We start from the raw sequence: 16,550 nt of genomic DNA on the forward strand, positions 1-16,550 counted from the left end.
GTCGACCACTAGTCGGCCGTCCTAGAGCTGCTGCGGGACGAGCCGTACCACCGCCGCGACCACGGCTACCACGGGCTCCCAGACCACGACTACTGGAGCTAGCGGAAGCGCCAGCCGCACTAGGCCGAGCCAGTCGCGGTCACGGACCAGTTGCTCGACGGGCGGTAGCTCCCCGACCGGGCCCACCTGCACCACACGTGGCTGTTCTGGCCGTGGGAGTGGCTCTTGCCGTACGCGGACAGGCTCGACTTCCACCAGCTGCTCAGCGAGTCGGCCCTCTGCGAGCTCCTCCACGAGCGCCGGCAGCGGCGGAGGCTGTTCGTAGGGTTGCGGAGGTAGGTCCGCTAGCGGCTCCGGATAGGCTCGCGGGGCCTGACCGTGTGGTCGCGCCACGACGGCAAGCGGAGCCGGTTGTTCAAGTCGCCACAGAGCAAGCGCCCGCGGCTGCCGCGGCGTGTGCCGTTGACCGACCAGCCACGCGGCCTGCACGACGACCTAGGCCTCAGCCTCTGGCGCTCGGACCGGAGCCTAGACCCCAGCTGCCCAGACGCGCACGACGACTAGCCAAGGTGGCTGCAAGGGCAGCTGTGGCTCGGCTGGCCCCTCTCGCGCCACGGGCCGTGCGACCACGGGCGGCCAGACTAGCAGGAGCTCGTCGCCCACGCCGGGCTGCGGTTCCTGTGGGAGCTGATGAAGCGGCTGGTCTTGCAGCTCCAGTTCCCTCGGGCACCATCGGCACCAGCGCCGCCACCATGCCGAGCAGGGCGTCGTCGAGATCCTGCCGGCTGATCACCAGCTGGTTGTAGATGGTCAGGGCGCCCGCCGGGATCAGGATGACGGTGATCACGGCGAGGATCTTGTTGATGCCGCTGCGCAGCTCGGAGGAGACCAGGGTGAACTTGGAGGCTTCGGCCGCGATCTTGGCGGCGTACGCGTCGGCGCCGACCTTGGTGGCCCGGTACGCCCCGGAACCGGACACCACGAAGCTGCCGGACATGATCTCGTCGCCGGGCGACTTGTCCACCGCGTCGGCCTCGCCGGTGAGCAGCGACTCGTCCACGTCGAGCGCTTCGGCCTCCACCGTCTCGCCGTCGACGACGATCTGCTCGCCCGGGGCGAGTTCGATGATGTCGCCGAGCACCACCTGATCCGGCGGGATCAGCCTGCTCTCGCCGTCGCGGCGCACCGTCGGCATGGCCTGGCCGACGATCGAGAGCCGGTCGAGGGTCCTCTTGGCTCGGATCTCCTGGATCATGCCGATACCGCTGTTGGCCACGATCAGCAGACCGAACAGGCCGTTGATCAGCGAGCCGGTGTAGGCGACGATCGCGAACAGCACACCGAGGATGCCGTTGATCGGGGTGAAGATGTTGGCCCAGACGATCTGCCCCACGCTGCGGCCGGTCTTGCCGGGCTGGGTGTTGACGTCCCCGGCCGCGACCCGGTCGGCCACTTCCTGCGAGGTGAGCCCGGCATTGCGGGCACTGACGGGGGTGCTCATGCGCTGGAGGTGCTCTTTCCTGGTGACGGTGCTCGGAGAACGGTCTCTGGCGTTCGAATCTACCGCAGCACCTAAGCTGGAACCCGACAGCTCGAACCCGACGAAACCCGCCACCCCCGAGGAGCGCGCACATGCCCCACCCGCCCGTACGGCCGGCCCACGATCCCGCGGGATACTGGGGCGCGATCGACGAGGCGGTCCGTGAGGCCGGGCTGGACGCTCCGGTGCTGGCACTGGACCGGGGCGCTCTCGACCACAACATCGCCGACCTGAGGCGCCGTGCCGGCGGCATGCCCATCCGGGTGGCCACCAAGTCGGTGCGCATCCGTTCGGTGATCGCCGACGTCCTCTCCCGCAGCGGCTTCCACCCGGGGGTGCTGGCCTACGATGTGGCCGAAGCCCACTGGCTGGCAACCGAATCGGGCATCGAAGACGTGCTGCTGGGCTATCCGACGGTGCGCCGCACCGCGCTGGCCGCACTGCTGGCCGACGAGCTCGCCTGTTCGCGGGTGACCCTGCTGGTGGACGATCCGGGGCAGCTCGACGTGGTCGACGCGGTGGCCGCCCCCGCCACCCGGCCCGCGGTGCGGGTGGCGATCGATCTGGACGCCTCGCTGCGCGCCCTGGGCGGCCGGGTGCACGTGGGAGTGCGCCGCTCCCCCGTTCACGATGCCGGCGCCGCCCTCGCACTGGCCCGAACCATCGCCGGGCGCCCGGGTTTCGACCTGGTCGGGGTGATGTCGTACGAGGCGCAGGTGGCCGGGGTGGGCAACGGCGTACCCGGTGCCCCGCTGATGAATCTGGCGGTGCGCGGCATGCAATCGGTCTCGATGGCCGAGCTGCGCCGTCGTCGCGGCAAGGCGATCGCGGCGATCGGCCGGATCGCCGAGCTCGAGTTCGTCAACGCCGGCGGCACCGGTTCCCTCGAAGCCACCTCCCGCGACGCGGCGGTGACCGATGTGGCGGCCGGCAGCGGACTGCTCGGCGGCCACCTCTTCGACACCTACCGGCACTTCCAGCCCGCCCCGGCGCTGGCCTTCGGTCTGGACGTGCTGCGCCGGCCCGCCCCGCAGATCGTCACCTGCGGGGGCGGCGGCTGGATCGCCTCCGGCCCGCCCGGACCGGACCGGCTGCCCAAACCGGTGTGGCCGCAAGGACTCTCGTACATCGGTACCGAATCGGCCGGCGAGGTGCAGACCCCGCTGACCGGCGAGGCGGCGGCCGCGCTGTCGATCGGCGACCGAGTCTGGTTCCGGCACACCAAGTCCGGCGAGGTCTGCGAGCGGGCGCAGTCCGTCGCACTGATCGATCACGACGAGACCGGCCGCGCGCACGTCTCCGAGGTCGTACCCACCTACCGCGGCGAAGGGAAGTGTTTCCTGTGAAGACCGAGACCACCTGGACCAACTGGGGCGGTACCGCCAGCTGCGCGCCGTCGCAGCGGCTCGTGCCGGGCAGCGTCGACGAACTGGCCGCCGCCGTCGGCGCGGCCGCCGAGCGCGGCGAGACCGTCAAACCGGCCGGTGCCGGACACAGCTTCTCGGAGATCGCGGTGGCCCCGCAGATCCAGCTGGGGCTGTCCGGTCTGCGCGGGCTGCGCAACGTGGATGCGGCGCGCAGCCGGGTCACCCTCGGCGCGGGCACCCACCTGTACGAGATCCCGGCACTGCTCGAGCCGCACGGGCTGGCGATGGCCAACCTGGGCGATGTGGACCGGCAGACCATCGCCGGGGCCACCTCCACCGGCACCCACGGCACCGGCCTGGGCTTCGGCGGCATCGCCACCCAGATCGTCGGCGCGGTTCTGGTCGACGGCCGTGGACAGGTGCGCGATCTCGGCGAGGACCACCCGGATCTGCCGGCGGCGGCACTGGGACTCGGCGCGCTGGGGGTCCTCACCGAGATCACTCTGCAGTGCGTGGACGCCTTCAACCTGCGGGCCGTCGAGGAGCCGGCGTCGGCGGACGAGGCGATCGACACCTTCCTTCCGCGGGTACGCGAGCACGACCACTACGAGTTCTACTGGTTCCCGCACACCAACTGTGCGCTCACCAAGACCAACACGCGGCTGCCGGCGCACAGCCCCGTCGGCGGGCCCGGCCGGCTGCGGCGGTACATCGACGACGAGCTGCTCTCCAACGGCCTGTATCGGGTGCTGTGCGAGGTGAGCGCACGGGCGCCGCGCATCGTGCCGACCGTGAACCAGGTGTCCGGTCGCGCCCTCTCGGCCCGCACCTACACCGATCGTTCGGACAAGGTCTTCGTGTCGGCACGCTCGGTGCGTTTCCGGGAGATGGAGTACGCGGTGCCGCTCGAGGCGGTGCCCGAGGTGCTCCGCGAGCTGCGCGCCATGATCAACCGGCGGCGCCACAAGGTGAGCTTCCCGGTGGAGGTGCGGGCCGCCGCGGCCGACGAGCTCATGGTCTCCACCGCTTCCGGACGCACCTCCGGGTACATCGCGGTGCACCGCTACCACCACGACGATCCGGCGGCCTCGAAGGTCTACTTCCAGGATGTCGAGGACATCATGACCGCCCACGAGGGCCGGCCGCACTGGGGCAAGATGCACACCCGCGACGCGGAGTACCTCTCGGCCGTCTACCCGCGCTTCGGCGACTTCCTCGCGGTCCGCGACCGGTACGACCCGGACCGCACCTTCGCCAATCCGTATCTGCAGCAGGTCCTCGGCCGCTAGTGGTACTGACCCGGGGTCGCACCCCGGGCACAGCCGCGGTCAGCGGCCGGTGAACACCGGGGTGCGCTTCTCGGCGCGCGCCTGCCGCGCCTCCTGGACGTCCTCGCTGGTCCACGCCGCCTCCATGGCCGCGATGCGCTCGGCGGGCGGGGTGTCGCGGGCGCCGTCGCCGTTGAGCACCAGCTTGTAGTGCTGCAGAGTCAGCGGGGCGAGCGCGGCGATGGCCGCCGCCCAGTGCTGGGCATCGGCCAGATCGCCGATGCGGTTGGCGAAGCCGAGCGTATGCGCCCGGTCGGCGGTGAGCGGGTCACAGCCGATCAGGATGCCGCGGGCCGTGCCGGTGCCGACCAGCGACACCAGCCGCCGGATGGTCCACTCGTCCACCGCGACACCGATTTTCGCGGCCGGAATGCCGGCCAGCGCGTCGGGGGCCATCACCCGCAGGTCCGCGGCGATCGCAAGCTGCAGGCCGGCGCCGAGGGCCGAGCCGTTGAGGGCGGCGATCACCGGCACCGGCAGCGACTCGATGAGCTGGTTGAGGGCGACCAGGCTCTCCAGGAACTTCGGGTCGTAGACCGGGCCCGACAGGTCTGCGCCGGCGCAGAAGACGCTGCCGCGTCCGGTCAGCACGATCACCCGGGCGCCGCCGTCGACGGCCTCGGTGAAGGCCCGGGTCAGGTCGGCCACCATCTGGTGGTCGAGCGCATTGCGCTTCTCCTCGCGGGCGAGCTCGATGGTGACGACGTCTTCGTTGCGGCTGCTGACAATCATGGGAAGCACCCTACCGAGCACCCCGAACGACCGGGCACCCGTCACCAACTCTTGACACAATGTTGTGTTTTCACAACACTATGTTCTGTGAGTCCAGTGCGTCGGGATGAGAAGCAGCCCATCTACAACCGCATCGCCGTCCTGCGCGCCGAGCGCGGGCTCTCCCGCGCACAGCTCGCGACGCTGATCAACGTGAATGTGCAATCGGTCGGCGCGCTCGAACGCGGCGACTACTACCCCAGCCTCGATCTGGCCCTGCGCATCTGCGAGGCCTTCGACCTCCCGGTCGAGGCCGTGTTCTCGCGGACTCCGTTCACCGCGATGTCCACCGAGCTGTACCGCGGCCGAACCGAGAACTGACCCCGCCCACCCCGCGCCGACACCTCACATTCCCCGAACCACTCCCCTACACAGGAGAACTGACATGCCAGAGACCTTGCACGTCAATCGATTACGGAAGAACTACGGATCACTGCGCGCACTGGACGGCGTGAGCCTGTCCGTCTCCCCCGGCGAGATCTACGGCTTCGTCGGCAGCAACGGCGCAGGCAAGTCCACCACCATGCGCATCGTGCTCGGCGTGATCGCCCCCGATTCCGGCGAGGTCAGCCTCGGCGAGCGTCCCCTCGACTTCGCCGCCCGCCGCCGGATCGGCTACATGCCCGAGGAACGCGGCCTGTACCCCAAGATGAAGGTGGGTGAGCAATTGGTCTACCTGGCCCGGCTGCACGGCCTCGACGACGCCGCCGGCCGGCGTTCCTGTGCCGACTGGACCGCACGCCTGGGCATCGCCGAACGCCTCGACGACAACGTCGGCGACCTCTCGCTCGGCAACCAGCAGCGCGTGCAGCTGGCCGCCGCACTGGTCCACGACCCCGACGTCCTGGTGCTCGACGAGCCGTTCTCCGGCCTCGATCCGGTGGCGGTGGACGTGATGAGCGAGGTACTCGCCGGCAAAGCCGCGCAGGGCGTCCCGGTGCTCTTCTCCTCCCATCAGCTCGACCTGGTCGAGCGGCTGTGCGACCGGGTGGGGGTCATCTCCGGCGGAGTCATCAAAGCCGAGGGCACCGTCGACGAGCTGCGCGCGAGCGGCGGCAAACGCCTGGAGGTGACCGGTCCGGATCCGGCGATCGCCTGGGCCGACGGGCTGCCTGGCGTCACCGGGGCCGAATACGGGCCGTCGACCGTACTCCACGTCTCCGACGACAACGACGACCAGCAGGTGCTGGCCGCCGCACTCGCAGCGGGGCCGGTGCACCGCTTCGCCGCCTCGACTCCGAGCCTGACCGAACTGTTCCGGGAGCTGGTCTGACATGCGTACGAACAACACCGTGATGCTGGTGGCGGGACGGGAGATCAGCACCCGCGCCACACAGCGTTCCTTCCTCGTCAGCACCGGACTGATCCTGCTGGTGATCATCGTCGGCGCGATCGTCTGGTCGGCCCTGGCCGACGACGGCACCACGCGCGAGCGGGTCGGCCTGGTCGGCGGCGACGCCTCGCTGCACACCGCACTCGAGACCGCCGGCGACGCGGCCGGCACCCCGGTGCAGGTGATCGATCTCCCCGACCGCGCCCGGGCCGACCGGCAGATCGACGACGGCGACCTGGCGACCGCGCTCGTCGTGGGTCCAGGCGGCGAGTACACCACCGTCACCGAGGCGGCTCCCGACACGGCGCTCGAGAACGTCCTGCGCACGGCCGTCGGCCAGTACGCGCTCGGCCGGTCGCTCACCGATCGCGGCGTCGATCCGTCGACGCTGACCGCCCCCACCCTGCACGCCGACCGCCTCCAGCCCGAGAAGCCGGATGAGGATCAGCGCATCGCCGTCGCCCTGGTCGGCGCCATGCTGCTGGTGATGGCCATCCTCATGGGCGGGATCGCGGTGGCCGTCGGCGTGGTCGAGGAGAAGACCTCGCGGATCGTCGAACTGCTGCTGACCGCGGTGCGGCCGCTGCAGCTGCTGTGGGGCAAGATCCTCGGGATCGGCGCCATCAGCCTGGCCCAGGTGGTGCTGATCGGGGCCACCGCGCTGATCGCCGGTCGCGCCACCGGACTGCTGACCATCACCGGGACCGCGGGGACCGTGTTCGCCGCCGTCCTGGCCTGGTTCCTGCTCGGCTACCTGTTCTTCGCCGCGCTCTACGCCGCGACCGGCGCGATGGTGAGCCGCCAGGAGGAACTGAACTCGAGCACCGCACCGTTGACCGTGCTGGTGCTGGCGGTCCTGTATTCGGGCACCTTCGGCGTCACCGCCCTCGATTCACCGCTCATCGAGACCCTCAGCTGGATACCGCCGTTCAGCGCGGTGCTGATGCCGATCCGCATCGCCACCGGCGACACGGATGCGATCCAGGTGGTCGCCACGTTCGCGGTGATGATCGTCGCCTGCGCGCTCGCCGTGTGGGCCGCCGCCCGGATCTACACCCGGTCCGTGCTGCGCACCGGAAGCCGGATCGGCTGGGGTGAGGTGGCCGGCATGCTCAGCCGGGGCTGAGGACCCGGACCCGCTTCACGGCCGCAGGCCCCGTCGACGAGTCGACGGGGCCTGCGCGCTGTGAGACTGCGGGGAGATCTGCGCTCAGACGCCCAGCAGGTCGATCACGAAGATCAGGGTCTTGCCGGAGAGCCGGTGACCGGCGCCGGCCGGGCCGTAGGCCAGCTCCGGCGGTACGACGAGACGACGACGGCCGCCCACCTTCATACCGGGGATGCCCTCCTGCCAGCCCTGGATGAGGGCGTTGAGCGGGAAGTTCGCCGACTGGCCGCGATCCCAGGAGGAGTCGAACTCCTCGCCGGTCTCGTACTCGACGCCCACGTAGTGCACGTCCACCATGCCGTTCGGGACGGCTTCGGCGCCGTCGCCGACGATCAGATCGGTGATCTCGAGGGCGGCGGGCGCCGGGCCCTCCGGAAACTCCACCTCGGGCTTGTCGGACATCAGCGGTCTCCCATCGGAATGTAGTCACGCTCGGTGTGGCCCGTGTACAGCTGACGCGGACGGCCGATCTTGGTGGCCGGGTCCTCGTGCATCTCGCGCCAGTGGGCGATCCAGCCGGGCAGCCGGCCCAGGGCGAAGAGCACGGTGAACATCCGCGTCGGGAAGCCCATGGCCCGGTAGATGACGCCGGTGTAGAAGTCGACGTTCGGGTACAGCTTGCGCTCGATGAAGTAGTCGTCGCTCAGGGCGACCTCTTCGAGTCCCTTGGCGATGTCGAGCAGCTCGTCCTGCACACCGAGCGACTCGAGGATCTTGTCGGCGGTCTGCTTGACGATGGCCGCACGCGGGTCGTAGTTCTTGTAGACCCGGTGGCCGAAGCCCATGAGCTTGACGCCGTCTTCCTTGTTCTTGACCCGGCGCATGAAGTCGGCGGTGTCGCCGCCGGAGGCCTGGATGCCCTCGAGCATCTCCAGCACCGCCTGGTTGGCGCCGCCGTGCAGCGGGCCCCACAGCGCGTTGATGCCGGCCGAGACCGAGGTGAACAGGTTGGCCTGCGAGGAACCCACCAGGCGCACGGTCGAGGTGGAGCAGTTCTGCTCGTGATCGGCGTGCAGGATGAAGAGCATGTCGAGCGCCTTGGCGACTTCCGGATTCACCTCGTAGGGCTCGGCCGGGAAACCGAAGGTCAGGCGCAGGAAGTTCTCCACCAGGCTCAGCGAGTTGTCCGGGTACAGGAACGGCTGGCCGACGGACTTCTTGTAGGCGTAGGCCGCGATGGTCGGCAGCTTGGCCAGCAGCCGGATGGTCGACAGCTCCACCTGCTCGGGATCCTTGGGATCGAGCGAATCCGGGTAGTAGGCGCTGAGCGCGTTGGCCGCGCTCGAGACCACCGGCATCGGGTGCGCATTGCGCGGGAAGCCGTCGAAGAAGCGCTTGAGGTCCTCGTGCAGCAGCGTGTGCCGGCGGATCCGGTCGGTGAAATCGTCGAGCTCACCGGCGGTCGGCAGCGCCCCGTAGATCAGCAGGTAGCTGACCTCGAGGAAGGTCGAGTGCGCGGCGAGCTGGTCGATCGGGATCCCGCGGTAGCGCAGGATTCCGGCGTCGCCGTCGATGTAGGTGATCGCCGACTTGGTGGCTGCGGTGTTGACGAAACCGCCGTCGAACGTCGTCAGGCCGGTTTTCGCGAGGAACGAGCCCAGCTGGACCGAGTCGCTTCCTTCGGCGGCCTTGAGGATCGGCAGTTCGATCTCGCCACCGGGGTACGTGAAGGTACCGGTCACCTGATCGTCGGCTGTTGCTTTCTCCGCGGACACACATACCCCTAACTCGCGGCTGACCAGTTGTCGGGTAACAACCTAGTCCGATGGCGATGGACTCGCTCACTGAGGGTCCCCCAGTGTGAGGCGAGGCGGCTGATGCCGCCCGCACAGCTTACCCACAGTGAGTAGGTTGATGTCATGCGAGAGCTGTCCGCCGGAGACGACGCGGTGCTGCTGGACTTTTCCGGCGCCGACGACCCGGCCCGCGCGGCGACCCGGGCGGCCCGGGTGCTGCGGGAGGCCGCCGCGCAGGGCAGGCTGCGGCTGGCCGATGTGGTGCCCAGCGGGCTGTCGGTACTGGTCCAGGCCGGCCCGGGCGAGGGCATCGACTCGCTGGCGGTGTACCGGGAACTGCGCGCGAGGGCACACGGCGGCGCAGCCCCCGGCGAGGAGCCCCCGGCGGTGACGATTCCGGTGGTCTACGACGGCGAGGATCTGGCCGAGGTGGCCGGCGTGACCGGCACCGACCCCGGCGCGGTGGCCCGCGCGCATGCGGCGATCGGCTGGCGGGTGCAGTTCATGGGTTTCGCGCCGGGCTTCGGCTATCTGGTTCCCGACGACGATGCCGGCAACGACCCGGCTCAGGTGGCGCTCTTCGCCGGCCTGGCCCGCCGCGACCGTTCGCGGCCGGCGGTGCCCGCCGGCTCGGTGGCGGTGGCCGCCGGCTACAGCGCCGTGTATCCGCGAGTCAGCCCCGGCGGCTGGTTTCTGTTGGGCCGCACCGACTTTCCGATGTGGGATGTGCAGGCGACGCCCCCGGCGACACTGGCCGCCGGGACCCGGGTGAGGTTCACATGTCTGGACTGACGGTGCTCACCACCGGCCCGCTGGCCACCTTCCAGGACCGCGGCCGGCCCGGCTACGCCCATCTGGGGGTGCCCCGTTCCGGGGCCGCCGACCTGATCGCCTTCGATCGTGCCAACCGGCTGGTGGGCAACGAGCCGTCGGCGATCGGCATCGAGACCACCTTCGGCGGCTGGTCGGCCCGCGCGCACGGCGACCTGCTGATGGCGGTGACCGGACCGGCCACGACGGTGACCGTCGGCGGCCGGGCCGTGGGCGTGAACGCCGCCTTCCCGGTCCGCAGCGGCGAACGGGTGGAGGTGCGCTCGCCGGCCGCCGGCTGCCGTCATTACGTCTGCGTGCGGGGCGGACTCTCGGCGCCGACGACCCTCGGCTCGGCGGCCACCGATTCGCTGTCCGGGCTCGGGCCGCCGCCGCTGCACGGAGGCGACGAGATCGCGATCAGCGATCAGGCGGCGGCCTGGCCCTCGGCGTTGCTCGCGCCGCAGCCGGCCCGGCCTGCCGGTCCGGTGCGGCTGGTGCTGAGGCCCGGGCCCCGGTCCGATCACCTGGCCGACCCGGCCGAGCTCGAGACGCTGGCCTGGTCGGTCAATGCGGCCAGCAACCGGATCGGGGTGCGCCTGGACCCGGTCGGCGCCGAGGATCCGGAGGCGCCCGCACTGCGGTTGCAGCCGGGCGCCGGGCAGCTGCCGTCGGAGGGCGTTCCGCTGGGCGGTCTGCAGGTGCCGCCGGCCGGCCAGCCGGTGATCTTCCTGGCCGATCACCCGGTGACCGGCGGCTATCCGGTGGTGGCGGTGCTCTCCCCCGAGTCACTGAGCCGTGCCGCTCAGCTCGTCGTCGGCGAGCGGGTGACGCTGCGGCTGGGCTGACCGGCGGAACCGGCCCCGCCACTTTGGAACAGATGTATAGTTTTGTTCCATGACCGTCGTCACACCCCGGCCGCAGGCCGCCACGCCCGTCGATGCCGCCACGCCGCACACTCTCGGACCCGACTCGCTGACCTGGCGGTACTTCGGCGACTGGCGCGGCATGCTGATGGGCCTGTGGTCCGGCTCGATGCAGAACATGCATCCGAAACTGGCCGCCGGGGTGTGGGACCACTCCGACTTCTTCGGCGAACGCTGGGAGCGGCTGATGCGCTCGCTGTACCCGATCATCGGCACGGTCTTCGACGGCACCGACGCCACCGGCGCGGAGGTCCGCGACTACCACCTGACCATCAAGGGCACCATGGCCGACGGCCGGCGCTACCACGCGCTGGACCCGGACGTCTTCTACTGGGCGCACGCCACCTTCTGGTACGGCAACATCCGCTGCGCCGAGGTCTTCGGCCCGAAGCTCACCGAGGCCGACAAACGCCGGCTCTTCGACGAGTCCCGCGTCTGGTACTCGAGGTACGGGGTCAGCATGCGGCCCTGCCCGGACACCTACGAGGACTTCCTCGACTACTGGGATCACATGTGCCGCCGGGTGTTGCGCGATCACGATGCGGTGCGCACCGTCCTGGACATCACCGCCTTGCCCGCCCCGCCGTGGGCGCGCCGCTGGCTGCCCGAGCCGGTGTGGCGGCGCAGTGTGGGCACCGGGCAGCGCCTGTTCCTGTGGATCACCACCGGTCTGTACGACGAGCCGATCCGCGAGATGATGGGCCTGACCTGGACCGCCCGCGACGAACGCCGGTTCCGGACCTTCGGCCGCGCGGTGCAGGCCGGTCTGCTGCTGGTGCCGGCCCGCTACCGCAGGCATCCGCGGGCCCGCGACGCCGACGACCGGGCGGCCGGACGGATCCCGGCCGACGCCCCGCTGCTGCACACCCCGGTCCGCAATCTGCCGTCGGGTGCCGAACGCGAGAAGCCGATCCACTACTGCCCGGTGCACGCCGCCCGCCGCGCCCGACTGCCCTGGCAGAGCAACGACGTCGACGACTGACCGTCACCCGCGGGCGGCCACCCGGTAGCGCCAGAACATCGGGAAGGCCACCGCGGCGACCACGGTAAGCAGCACCGTCAGCAGACCCCCTCCGGCCACCGTCACGGCGGTTCCCGCCGCGGCGGCGGTGGCCCCGTGCGCCACGTCGGCCACCCGCGGACCGCCGGCGACCACCACGATGAACACGCCCTGCAACCGCCCGCGCACATCGTCGTCGGCCGCACTCTGCAGCATGGTCTGCCGGAACGCCGCCGAGACCATGTCGGCGGCACCGCCGACCACCAGCGCGACGAGCACGATCGGCAGGATCGGCAGCGCGGCGCCGTCGGCGAAGAACAGCGCACCCCCGGCCACCGTGATCGACAGGCCCCAGATCGTGATGGCGATGATCACCGCGCGGCCCTGCCGGCGCACACCCGAGACCCAGCCCGAGAACACCCCGCCGAGCACGGCCCCGGCCGGGATCGCGACGAACAGCAGGGCGAAGGCCAGCCCGCCCTCGCTCGGTCCGCCGAAGTTCTCGTGCGCCATCTGCGGGAACAGCGCCCGCGGCATGCCGAAGATCATCGCGATCAGATCCACCACGAACGAGGCGAGCAGGACCTTGTGCCCGCGCAGATAGGTCAGTCCCTCGATCACCGAGCGCAGGCCCGGCGTGCTCGGCGCCGCCCCGTCGGCACGGTCGGGCCGCAGGGCCGGCAGCCGCAGCACCGCCCACATGGTGGCCAGCAGACCGACCGCATCGAGCAGGTACAGCAGCGAGAAGCCGATCACCGGGATGAGCGATGCGCCCACCAGCGGCCCGGCGATGGCACCGGCCTGCATGACGGTCATGTTCAGCGAGTTGGCGGCCGGCAGGTCTTGGGCCGGCAGAATCCTCGGCAGCACCGCCACCCGGGTGGGCTGGTTGACCGCGAAGAACGACTGCTGCAGTGCGAACAGGCCCAGCAGCAGCCAGACGTTGTTCAGTTCGGCGAAGGCCTGCAGCCAGAACAGCACTGCGGTGGCGATCAGCCCGGTGGTGGTGACGATCAGGATGATCCGGCGGTCGAAGACGTCCGCGATGGCCCCGCCCCACAGGCCGAACACCACCAGCGGCACCAGACCGAAGATGCCGGTCAGACCCACATAGGCGGAGCTGCCGGTGATCGCGTAGATCTGGGCCGGGACCGCCACCACGGTGAGCTGAGCGCCGATGACCGTGATGATGTTGGCCCACCACAGCCGCGAGAAGTTCGGGTTCCGCAGCGGCGTCGTATCGGCGAGTAGTCGGGCCACCCAGCCAGCCTAGGACCCGGCGCCGGACCCGCTCCCGGCAGCGCCGCCGATGGCGCGCCGACCGGCGCTACGGCTGCAGGCGTTCGACGGTCCAGCTATCGCCCGCCCGGACCGCGACGGCCCGGTTGTGCAGCCGGTCGGCGCGGCCCTGCCAGAACTCCACCCGCACCGGGTCGAGCCGGTAGCCGCCCCAGTGCTCCGGCGGTGGCACCGGCCGGTCGCCGGCGGCGCCGCCGTATTCGGCCGACACCGCCGCCGCGGCGGCCTCCAGGTCGGCGCGCGAGGCGATCGGCTGCGACTGCGCCGAGGCCCGGGCCGAGAGCTGCGAGCCCCGCGGCCGGTTCTGCCAGTACGCGGCCGTCTCGGCCGGATCGACCTTGGTCACCGGTCCCCGGAAGTGCACCTGCCGCTCCATCGCGATCCACGGGAAGGTCACCGAGGCAACCGGATTGGCGGCCAGATCCCGGCCTTTGCCGGAGTCGTAGCCGGTGAAGAAGACCACCCCGGAGGCGTCGGCGCCCTTGCACAGCACGGTGCGGGTGGCCGGCCGGCCGGCCGCATCCGCGGTGCCCAGGACCATCGCATTGGGTTCGGGGATGCGGGCGGCGAGCGCATCGGTGAGCCAGCGCTGAAACAGCCCCAGCCACGGCGGATCCCCCGTCAGCCAGGACGGATCCAGATTCTCGGCCACCCCGTCGGCCCCGGCCGAGCCGTAGCCCACCCGCATCGCCGACAGGTCCAATTCCTCGCTCACCACCCGGATGTTACCGAGCATCGCTACAGTCGGCTCCGGCAGCCGATGCGCGGGCACAGCCCCGGCGTGGAACCCTGGAGCCGAGGGTTCCGACGAGTGGAGGATCGAAGATGGCCCAGAACGTTCCCGACGGTTTCGTCCCCGGACTCGAAGGCGTGGTGGCCTTCACCACCGAGATCGCCGAACCGGACAAGGACGGCGGCAATCTGCGCTACCGCGGCGTGGACATCGAGGACCTGGTCGATGCCCGGGTGAGCTTCGGCGACGTGTGGGCGCTGCTGGTGGACGGCCGCTTCGGTCAGGGCCTGGCACCGGCCGAGCCGCTGCCGCTGCCGGTCCGCTCGGGCGACGTCCGGGTGGACGTGCAGGCCGGGCTGGCGATGCTGGCCCCGCTCTGGGGTTTTCAGCCGCTGCTCGACGTCGACGATCAGACCGCCCGCGACGATCTGGCCCGGGCCGCGGTGATGGCGCTGTCCTATGTGGCGCAGTCGGCCCGCGGCTCGGAGGCCCCGGCGGTGCCGCAGGACCGGATCGACGCCTGCAGCACGGTCACCGAGCGGTTCATGACCCGCTGGCAGGGCGAACCCGACCCGCGCCATGTGCGGGCCATCGACGCCTACTGGGTCAGCGCCGCCGAGCACGGTCTCAACGCCTCGACGTTCACCGCCCGGGTGATCGCCTCGACCGGCGCCGACGTGGCGGCCTCGCTGTCGGGGGCGGTGGGCGCGATGTCCGGCCCGCTGCACGGCGGCGCCCCCGCGCGGGTGCTGCCGATGATCGAGGAGGTCGAGCGCACCGGCGACGCCCGCGCGCTGGTCAAAGGCATCCTCGATCGCAAGGAGAAGCTGATGGGCTTCGGGCACCGGGTGTACCGGGCCGAGGATCCGCGGGCGCGGGTGCTGCGCCGCACCGCCGCGGAGCTGCAGGTGCCGCGCTACGAGGTGGCCGCCGCACTGGAGCAGGCCGCCCTCGCCGAGCTTCGTGAGCGCCGCCCGGACCGGGCCATCGAGACCAATGTGGAGTTCTGGGCCGCGGTGATCCTCGACTTCGCGCAGGTGCCGGCGCACATGATGCCGGCGATGTTCACCTGCGGGCGCACCGCAGGCTGGTGCGCGCACATCCTGGAGCAGAAGCAGCTCGGCCGGCTGGTGCGCCCGGCCGCCCTGTACACCGGTCCGGGCCCCCGCGATCCGCGCGATGTGACCGGCTGGGAGTCGGTCACCCCCACTCCCGCACTCGGCTAGACACGGCGCAGGGCCCGCCCCGCCGGGCCGCCGGATGCCCGGCGGGGACACCGCGCGTGTCCCCGCCGCGCCGGCGGCGACTAGTCTGGACTCCCGGTACGTGGCCCGCACGCCCCGACCGCCATGCGCCGACCGAGATGTGAAGGACACCAGGACCGATGACCACTGCGGCAGAACCGAACGCGCCGGACGCTTCCGGGGTCGAGTCCCGGCTCGGTCACTACTATCAGGCCGACGGCACCTACCGGGTGGCCCGCGAGAAGGTGCGCGAGTACGCGCGCGCCGTGCAGGACTACCACCCGGTCCACTGGGACGAGGAGGCCGCCCGGGCCGCCGGGTACAGCGGCGTGGTCACCCCGCTCACCTTCACCTCCATCCCGGCGATGGCCGCCAACCGCGCCCTCTTCGAGTCGGTGGTCGTGGGCTACGACACCTACGTGCAGACCGAGCAGGTCTTCGAGCAGCACCGGCCCATCGTCGACGGCGACGAGCTGATCACCGACGTGGAGCTGTCCTCGGTGCGCCGGATCGCCGGCAAGGACATGCTCACCGTCACCAACACCTTCACCGACGCCCGGGGCGAGCGGGTGCACACCATGCACACGACCGTGGTGGGCGTGACCGCCGAGGAGGTGGATCCGGAGCTGACCGGCGCCGTGCAGCAGGTGATGGCGCACGACGTCAACATCCTGGCGCAGGAGGAGTCGGACGCCGGCTACACCAAGACGGTGCGCCCCGAGGGCGAGATCCCGCTGGCCGACGGCAGCGCCCGCCCCTCGGCCGCCCGCAGCTTCGACGAGCTCTCGGTGGGCGATCAGCTGCCGATGCACGACGTCCGGATCAGCCGCGGCGACCTGGTCAACTACGCCGGCGTCTCCGGCGACGCCAATCCGATCCACTGGGACGAGAAGATCGCCACCCTGGCCGGACTGCCCGACGTCATCGCGCACGGCATGCTCACCATGGGTGTGGGCGCCGGCTTCGTCTCCGACTGGTCGGGCGATCCGGGTGCGGTCACCCGCTACGCGGTCCGGCTGTCCTCACCGGCCATCGTCTCCGCGGCGACCGGCGGCGACATCGAGTTCAGCGGCCGCATCAAGTCGCTCGATCCTCAGACCCGCACCGGCGTGGTGATCCTGGTCGCCAAGTCGGCCGGCAAGAAGATCTTCGGCATGGCCACCCTGGCCATCCGCTTCTCCTGAACCATCCGATCCGGCGTCGTCCGGATCGGGTGATCACCGTGGCCGATCCTGCTCCGGCGCCGCCGCACCGGCGGCCGCCGGACCCCGGCGATGCGAGGGTGACCCGGAGCA

General features: G+C 71.0%; 16 protein-coding genes. 10 read left to right on the forward strand and 6 right to left on the reverse strand.

The window, feature by feature from the left end; all coding sequences use genetic code 11:
• Positions 1 to 502 precede the first annotated feature (502 nt).
• Positions 503 to 1,501, reverse strand: a complete 999-nt coding sequence (locus tag ACJMNC_RS08260; RefSeq protein ID WP_408947465.1) for a hypothetical protein — start codon at positions 1,499 to 1,501, stop codon at positions 503 to 505.
• Positions 1,502 to 1,632: 131 nt separating this feature from the next.
• Here ACJMNC_RS08260 and ACJMNC_RS08265 point away from each other — a divergent pair, with 131 nt between their 5' ends.
• Entirely contained in the window at positions 1,633 to 2,886 is a 1,254-nt protein-coding gene (locus ACJMNC_RS08265) for an alanine racemase (RefSeq protein WP_408947466.1), read from the forward strand.
• Entirely contained in the window at positions 2,874 to 4,196 is a 1,323-nt protein-coding gene (locus tag ACJMNC_RS08270) for a D-arabinono-1,4-lactone oxidase (RefSeq protein ID WP_408947467.1), read from the forward strand. The genes ACJMNC_RS08265 and ACJMNC_RS08270 overlap by 13 nt, the downstream gene beginning before the upstream one ends.
• Positions 4,197 to 4,235: 39 nt before the next feature.
• On the opposite strand, the gene ACJMNC_RS08275 is transcribed toward ACJMNC_RS08270, so the two are convergent.
• Complete coding sequence (locus tag ACJMNC_RS08275) at positions 4,236 to 4,967, reverse strand: enoyl-CoA hydratase (protein ID WP_408947468.1); 732 nt, start codon at positions 4,965 to 4,967, stop codon at positions 4,236 to 4,238.
• A gap of 87 nt (positions 4,968 to 5,054) precedes the next feature.
• On the opposite strand from ACJMNC_RS08275, the gene ACJMNC_RS08280 reads away from it, so the two are divergent.
• From ACJMNC_RS08280 to ACJMNC_RS08290, 3 genes are all read left to right on the forward strand, one after another.
• On the forward strand, positions 5,055 to 5,327 hold the full coding sequence (locus tag ACJMNC_RS08280) for a helix-turn-helix transcriptional regulator (RefSeq protein WP_408947469.1): 273 nt from the start codon (positions 5,055 to 5,057) through the stop codon (positions 5,325 to 5,327).
• Positions 5,328 to 5,391: 64 nt separating this feature from the next.
• Positions 5,392 to 6,279, forward strand: coding sequence for an ABC transporter ATP-binding protein (locus ACJMNC_RS08285; protein ID WP_408947470.1), 888 nt, complete (start codon positions 5,392 to 5,394; stop codon positions 6,277 to 6,279).
• A 1-nt stretch (position 6,280) separates the two neighbouring features.
• The gene (locus tag ACJMNC_RS08290) at positions 6,281 to 7,465 is read left to right on the forward strand and encodes an ABC transporter permease (protein ID WP_408947471.1); all 1,185 of its coding nucleotides are present in this window, start codon (positions 6,281 to 6,283) and stop codon (positions 7,463 to 7,465) included.
• 84 nt (positions 7,466 to 7,549) lie between these two features.
• On the opposite strand, the gene ACJMNC_RS08295 is transcribed toward ACJMNC_RS08290, so the two are convergent.
• A complete protein-coding gene (locus ACJMNC_RS08295) occupies positions 7,550 to 7,909 on the reverse strand; it encodes an FKBP-type peptidyl-prolyl cis-trans isomerase (RefSeq protein WP_408947472.1) in 360 nt (119 codons plus the stop codon).
• A complete protein-coding gene (locus ACJMNC_RS08300; RefSeq protein ID WP_408947473.1) occupies positions 7,909 to 9,222 on the reverse strand; it encodes a citrate synthase in 1,314 nt (437 codons plus the stop codon). The genes ACJMNC_RS08295 and ACJMNC_RS08300 overlap by 1 nt, the downstream gene beginning before the upstream one ends.
• Positions 9,223 to 9,366: 144 nt before the next feature.
• On the opposite strand from ACJMNC_RS08300, the gene ACJMNC_RS08305 reads away from it, so the two are divergent.
• From ACJMNC_RS08305 to ACJMNC_RS08315, 3 genes are read left to right on the forward strand one after another with little or no spacing between them, the layout of a single operon-like run.
• Positions 9,367 to 10,035 (forward strand): 5-oxoprolinase subunit B family protein, encoded by a 669-nt coding sequence (locus tag ACJMNC_RS08305; RefSeq protein WP_408947474.1) that lies wholly within the window; start codon positions 9,367 to 9,369, stop codon positions 10,033 to 10,035.
• Positions 10,023 to 10,901 (forward strand): biotin-dependent carboxyltransferase family protein, encoded by an 879-nt coding sequence (locus ACJMNC_RS08310; RefSeq protein ID WP_408947475.1) that lies wholly within the window; start codon positions 10,023 to 10,025, stop codon positions 10,899 to 10,901. Before ACJMNC_RS08305 ends, ACJMNC_RS08310 begins: the two co-directional genes overlap by 13 nt.
• Positions 10,902 to 10,950: 49 nt before the next feature.
• A complete protein-coding gene (locus ACJMNC_RS08315) occupies positions 10,951 to 11,961 on the forward strand; it encodes an oxygenase MpaB family protein (RefSeq protein WP_408947476.1) in 1,011 nt (336 codons plus the stop codon).
• A 3-nt stretch (positions 11,962 to 11,964) separates the two neighbouring features.
• On the opposite strand, the gene ACJMNC_RS08320 is transcribed toward ACJMNC_RS08315, so the two are convergent.
• Together ACJMNC_RS08320 and pdxH are read right to left on the reverse strand one after the other, a co-directional pair.
• Entirely contained in the window at positions 11,965 to 13,239 is a 1,275-nt protein-coding gene (locus ACJMNC_RS08320; protein ID WP_408947477.1) for an MFS transporter, read from the reverse strand.
• A gap of 67 nt (positions 13,240 to 13,306) precedes the next feature.
• Entirely contained in the window at positions 13,307 to 14,014 is a 708-nt protein-coding gene (gene pdxH, locus ACJMNC_RS08325) for a pyridoxamine 5'-phosphate oxidase (RefSeq protein ID WP_408947478.1), read from the reverse strand.
• Between the two features lie 89 nt (positions 14,015 to 14,103).
• Here pdxH and ACJMNC_RS08330 point away from each other — a divergent pair, with 89 nt between their 5' ends.
• Positions 14,104 to 15,237 carry a citrate synthase 2 gene (locus ACJMNC_RS08330; RefSeq protein ID WP_408947479.1) on the forward strand — a complete coding sequence of 378 codons (1,134 nt, stop codon included), beginning with the start codon at positions 14,104 to 14,106 and terminating at the stop codon, positions 15,235 to 15,237.
• Between the two features lie 158 nt (positions 15,238 to 15,395).
• Positions 15,396 to 16,439, forward strand: coding sequence for a fused (3R)-hydroxyacyl-ACP dehydratase subunits HadA/HadB (locus tag ACJMNC_RS08335; RefSeq protein ID WP_408947480.1), 1,044 nt, complete (start codon positions 15,396 to 15,398; stop codon positions 16,437 to 16,439).
• The last annotated feature ends 111 nt before the right edge of the window (positions 16,440 to 16,550 follow it).

The sequence above is a fragment of the Gordonia sp. VNK21 genome (assembly GCF_046098115.1).
Taxonomy (GTDB): Bacteria; Actinomycetota; Actinomycetes; order Mycobacteriales; family Mycobacteriaceae; genus Gordonia.

Excerpts from the sequence above, each read along its gene's own strand:
- ACJMNC_RS08260 (WP_408947465.1), bottom strand. The coding sequence starts at position 1,501 with ATGAGCACCCCCGTCAGTGCCCGCAATGCCGGGCTCACCTCGCAGGAA.
- ACJMNC_RS08265 (WP_408947466.1), top strand. The coding sequence starts at position 1,633 with ATGCCCCACCCGCCCGTACGGCCGGCCCACGATCCCGCGGGATACTGG.
- ACJMNC_RS08275 (WP_408947468.1), bottom strand. The coding sequence starts at position 4,967 with ATGATTGTCAGCAGCCGCAACGAAGACGTCGTCACCATCGAGCTCGCC.
- ACJMNC_RS08285 (WP_408947470.1), top strand. The coding sequence starts at position 5,392 with ATGCCAGAGACCTTGCACGTCAATCGATTACGGAAGAACTACGGATCA.
- ACJMNC_RS08290 (WP_408947471.1), top strand. The coding sequence starts at position 6,281 with ATGCGTACGAACAACACCGTGATGCTGGTGGCGGGACGGGAGATCAGC.
- ACJMNC_RS08295 (WP_408947472.1), bottom strand. The coding sequence starts at position 7,909 with ATGTCCGACAAGCCCGAGGTGGAGTTTCCGGAGGGCCCGGCGCCCGCC.
- ACJMNC_RS08305 (WP_408947474.1), top strand. The coding sequence starts at position 9,367 with ATGCGAGAGCTGTCCGCCGGAGACGACGCGGTGCTGCTGGACTTTTCC.
- ACJMNC_RS08310 (WP_408947475.1), top strand. The coding sequence starts at position 10,023 with ATGTCTGGACTGACGGTGCTCACCACCGGCCCGCTGGCCACCTTCCAG.
- ACJMNC_RS08315 (WP_408947476.1), top strand. The coding sequence starts at position 10,951 with ATGACCGTCGTCACACCCCGGCCGCAGGCCGCCACGCCCGTCGATGCC.
- pdxH (WP_408947478.1), bottom strand. The coding sequence starts at position 14,014 with ATGCTCGGTAACATCCGGGTGGTGAGCGAGGAATTGGACCTGTCGGCG.
- ACJMNC_RS08330 (WP_408947479.1), top strand. The coding sequence starts at position 14,104 with ATGGCCCAGAACGTTCCCGACGGTTTCGTCCCCGGACTCGAAGGCGTG.
- ACJMNC_RS08335 (WP_408947480.1), top strand. The coding sequence starts at position 15,396 with ATGACCACTGCGGCAGAACCGAACGCGCCGGACGCTTCCGGGGTCGAG.